At 63.1% G+C, this 2,229-nt stretch carries 2 protein-coding genes; both read left to right on the plus strand.

Features of this window, described 5'->3' with window-relative positions; genetic code table 11:
- Positions 1 to 13: 13 nt before the first annotated feature.
- The gene (locus GFD32_RS11780; RefSeq protein ID WP_240455634.1) at positions 14 to 169 is read left to right on the plus strand and encodes a PD-(D/E)XK nuclease domain-containing protein; all 156 of its coding nucleotides are present in this window, start codon (positions 14 to 16) and stop codon (positions 167 to 169) included.
- Between the two features lie 34 nt (positions 170 to 203).
- Complete coding sequence (locus tag GFD32_RS11785; protein WP_163576818.1) at positions 204 to 2,090, plus strand: SEC-C metal-binding domain-containing protein; 1,887 nt, start codon at positions 204 to 206, stop codon at positions 2,088 to 2,090.
- The last annotated feature ends 139 nt before the right edge of the window (positions 2,091 to 2,229 follow it).

Below are 2,229 nucleotides of genomic sequence, written 5' to 3' on the forward strand. Positions count from 1 at the left end.
CGAATTCAAGGTGGTGGAGCAGTTGCCCGAGGGCAGCGCCCTGGCACAGATCCAGGCCAAGGGCTACGCCGATAAATACCGCGCCCAGAACCAGCCGATTCACCTCATCGGCGTGGAGTTCTCCCGCGAGCGGCGCCAGATCGTCGCCTTCGACCATGAGCTCGGCTGATGAACCGACTCCCGTGTGGATCAACCCACTTTCCATGACAGACTGCACGATGCACCCAGACACCCCCGAACTTCCCGAAGCCATGAAGCAAGCATCGGAGGCCTTCGTCGACGCCTCGCTGCAACTCATCCTGCGTGATGAAGACCCCGATCGTTACCTTCGCGCCATACCGGACATCGCTCAGCACACCGGGCTTGCCGAGTGGTTCAGCCCGCAAGCGCCCTATTGGGAGCTGGGCTACTCGATCTGGAACGCCACGCCGTTGCCTTCCCACGATTTCCATCCGGCCCCCCTTCCGGAGCCAAAGCGCAACGACACCTGCCCCTGCGGTTCGGGCAAGAAGTTCAAGCGCTGTTGCCAGCCCCGCCTCACCGGCTACCTGATGGAACCTGAAGATGAACACCCCATCATTTGGCAAGCGGTAGCGCTGTTCACGCGCAAGCAGTGCCAAGCCGCTGCCAACAGTGCCCCCGCGGCCGTTCGCATCGCAGTGGCAGATAGAGAGCTGCAGGAAGGCCACCCCGGCAAGGCACGCACTCAACTGCTGAGCCTGCTCGAATCAACCAAGCCGAAAAGCGAACTGCAGGCTCGCGCCGTTTATCAGTTGGGAGAGGCCTACGACTCCCTCGGCCACCGCAAGGCCGGCCAAAAGACACTGCTTGGCCTGCTACCCCACCTAAAGGCGCCGGCTGCCGCCACCGCCTTGCAGTGGCTGGCCAGCCACTCGCTGATGGACGGGCGCTCGGACGAAGCGTTGGCCCATGTACTCCATGCCGAGCACCTCGAACCCGACAACCTGATCACCGCCATGCTCAAGGTCGCCTGCCTACGCGACCTGGGCGCTGACGAAGAAGCCCGGCAAACCGCCGAACAATGGTTGCCCATCGCTCACGAAATAGGCGATACCAACGCCATTGAATTGCTCGAAGAGCAAGCCCGCCTGGCAACACTCGAAAGCACCCGAGACGCTGAATGGCCAGGCGAAGCAAGCGCCGAGGACGAAGCGAGCGACGACAACATCCTCGCGCTGTTCGGCCCCAGCAAGGCCACGGTGCGAGCATTGACCGAGCTATTGCAAGAAGCTCTGCACGCCCCGCTGCTGCCGGTCCACTTCGATGAAGGACCGCCCGACAGCGACCGCCACCACAGCCAATGGGTGCTGGAATTGCCCCATGAGGTGCAGAAAGCCGAGGCCGCGCTCTACCAGGATCCGGATGGTGCCGACCCGCTCGACCCTGAGCTGATTCGCCGCCATCCTGCACTGCTGCAAAGCCCCGACTTCCTGGAACAGCTCGATAACCACAGCGGCACACCAGTCATCCAGGAACAGGGCGACTTTCACGCAGCGCTCGACCAGCAGACACGGCGGGTCATCGAGCACATTCTCGCCGCGCTTCCCGAGGGCGGTCAGTTGCCCTGGGGCTGGATCGAACACCGGCCAGTGCTACGACTGCTGATGCAGGCGGCCCTGGATCAGCCCCGGCCGGAAGACTGCATACCCGGGCTGCAGCGAGTGCTGGCACTCTGCCCCACCGACAATCTCGGCGTACGGGCTCCACTCATCAATGCGCTGCTACACGCCAACCACAACGAGCACGCTCTCGACTTGGCGACACAATACCCCGACGATCATCTGGCCGAACCGCACTACGGTCGTGTCCTCGCCCTAGTCCGCCTCGGGCGCCTGCACGAAGCCGAGCAGGCACTGCAAAGCGCCTACCAGGCACTACCCAAGGTGCTGAACTATCTGGTTGCCGACAAGCGAAAGTCACCCAAGCTCGATCCTTATGGCATGATGATCGGCGGCGCCGACCAAGCCTGGTACTACCGGCAAGAAATGCGCGACGTCTTTGCCAGCACGCCCGGCATGCTGGCCTGGCTCAAGCGCACCAAGCAGCGGTTGCCTCGCTCACAACGCTGAGCGCTCCGCATACTACGATAGCCCCAGACTCCCCGGTTGGAGGTCACCGTGCCCAGCGCCCACCGCAAGAAACTGCCCATCGGCGTGCAGACCTTTTCCGACATCCGCACCGGCGGCTACTACTACGTCGACAAGACCG

Origin of the sequence: Halomonas faecis, assembly GCF_010993975.1 — a bacterium.
GTDB lineage: Bacteria > Pseudomonadota > Gammaproteobacteria > Pseudomonadales > Halomonadaceae > Halomonas > Halomonas faecis.

Coding starts and splice junctions, on each gene's coding strand:
- GFD32_RS11785 (WP_163576818.1), top strand. CDS start 204: ATGACAGACTGCACGATGCACCCAGACACCCCCGAACTTCCCGAAGCC.